Origin of the sequence: Streptomyces sp. (assembly GCF_019510245.1) — a bacterium.
GTDB lineage: Bacteria > Actinomycetota > Actinomycetes > Streptomycetales > Streptomycetaceae > Streptomyces.
Window position 1 is genome coordinate 1 of sequence record NZ_JAEKKT010000498.1, and the last position, 1,833, is coordinate 1,833.

The 1,833-nt window shown below is 70.7% G+C and carries 2 protein-coding genes and 1 pseudogene; 1 reads left to right on the top strand and 2 read right to left on the bottom strand.

Annotated elements, in window-relative coordinates:
* Nucleotides 1–140 (bottom strand): annotated as a pseudogene (locus JF597_RS54600) (pyridoxamine 5'-phosphate oxidase family protein); the annotation flags it as partial.
* A gap of 71 nt (nt 141–211) precedes the next feature.
* On the opposite strand from JF597_RS54600, the gene JF597_RS54605 reads away from it, so the two are divergent.
* Entirely contained in the window at nt 212–1,495 is a 1,284-nt protein-coding gene (locus tag JF597_RS54605; RefSeq protein WP_294014590.1) for a hypothetical protein, read from the top strand.
* 25 nt (nt 1,496–1,520) lie between these two features.
* Here the strand turns inward: JF597_RS54605 and JF597_RS54610 are convergent.
* Nucleotides 1,521–1,833, bottom strand: a 313-nt coding sequence (locus tag JF597_RS54610; protein WP_294014593.1) for a LuxR C-terminal-related transcriptional regulator, incomplete at its 5' end; no start/stop codon positions are given.

Consider the following 1,833-nt stretch of genomic DNA (forward strand, 5'->3'; position numbering starts at 1 on the left):
TCACCACCGGGCGTGTACTGGTACCAGATCGGCAGAGCGAGCGGCGCGCGCCCCTCTCCGGCGTCGACCGCCAGCGCGGCGACATGCGGCTCGGCCAGGAACTGTTCACGTTGCTCACGAGTCAGGGCCATAAGGTGCAGGGTACTTCGCACACTTGAAGGAGGGATGGCCGTTGAATCGCCTGTCCGGTAGGGCAGTTGGCGCCGCCGGAGTGCTTCTGCTCGCGTCTCTCGCCGCCTGCGACTCCGGGGCGGCGCACTCCTCCCTCACCGCCCCCGAGGTGTACTACCTGCGCCCCTACGGCGACAAAACCGGCCCGAAGGACAAGATGCCCTTCGCCGTGACGGCCGAGGACGGGAACGGGCCCGGGGTCCGCCGGCTCACGGTGGAGGTGGCGCCCGACGGGCGGGACGTGGTGCGGCTGAAGAAGTACGGCCCCTGCGAGGGCGACTCCGCGCGTCTGACCTGCGAGGTCGACGGCGACTACAGCAACTGGGCGGACAACGCCCGTGCGCAGCCGCACGCGGTCAAGGGCGCGAAGGCCGGTGCCACGGCCGTCGTCCGGTACACGTACACCACGAGGAGCGGCAAAGAGCTCACCGCGCGGACCCGCTTCGTCGTCGGCGAACCGGTGGTCGAGGCGGTGGCGCCCGCGTACGTGAAGGATCCCCTGCGGCCCGGCTCCGAGCTGGTCTCCCCGCTCGTCGTGCGGAACACCGGAGAGGTGCCCGTCAAGGGGCTGGGGATCGCGATGACAGCCAACGGGACGAAGTTCGCGCAGCGGTACGACAACTGCCGTTACCCCGAGTTGGGCAAGGGCCATACCGCGGTGTGCGAGCTGCCGGACGTGACGATCGACCCGGGGGAGACGCTCGTCGTCCGCCCCGCCATGAGACTGCGCGTCCCCAACGCGCGGATGTACCCCTCCTACGGCCGGGACGTCTGGGCCCTGGACATGGGCCCGGGGCAGTACCACAGCTACTCGAAGGGCGGCGGCCCCGGCGACGGACCGGCTCTGGAGGCCGAGCCCACCGCCCGCACCCAGGGCACCTTCGTCGGGGGCGGCGGATCCACCCAGCTCGTCGTCGACACCCACGCCGACTACCAGGTCTCCGACGTCGAACTGCGAGGCGATCCGGGCACCCGGCGAACCTTCCGCATCGAGGTCACCAACAACGGGCCCGCCGACGCCGGCACCACGGCCGAGCTGGTCTTCGAGCCGCCCTTCGAGCTGAGGGTGGTGAAGGAGCCCATGGAGGAGTACGACGACGGCGTCTACCGGGCGTACTGCGACAACAACGGCTTCACCTACACCTGCGAGGTGCCCGACCTGAAGCCGGGCGAGACCCGTTCCTTCGAGTTCACGGCCGAACTCGGCGCCCCCGGCGAAGGCACCCTGAGCCTCCTGGAGAAGGCCCCCTCCAGCCCGTGGGACGTGGGCCGCAGGGACCCGGACACCGCCAACGACAAGGCGACCATCAGAGTCGTGCATTGAAGGCCGGGAACGGCCGGTGTCGCTGCTACACCCAGCCCCGTTGGGAAGCCCGCATCCCCAGCTGGAATCTGCTCGCCGCGCCCAGCCGCTCCTGCAGCTCGCTCACCCGCCGCCGCAGGGTCCGCAGCCTCACTCCCAGATGGCGAGCCACCGCCTCGTCCTTCATTCCGGCCGCCAGCAGCCGGGTCAGCGTCCTCTCGCTCTCGGAGAGCCCGCCGTCGTCGACCGCCTGACCCAGCGGCGCGGCCTGCTGCCAGGCCAGTTCGAAGAGCTTCTGCAGGGCCTCGGTCACCGCCGAGTGCCACACCACGACGGCACAGTAGCCGCCGGCCGCGGAG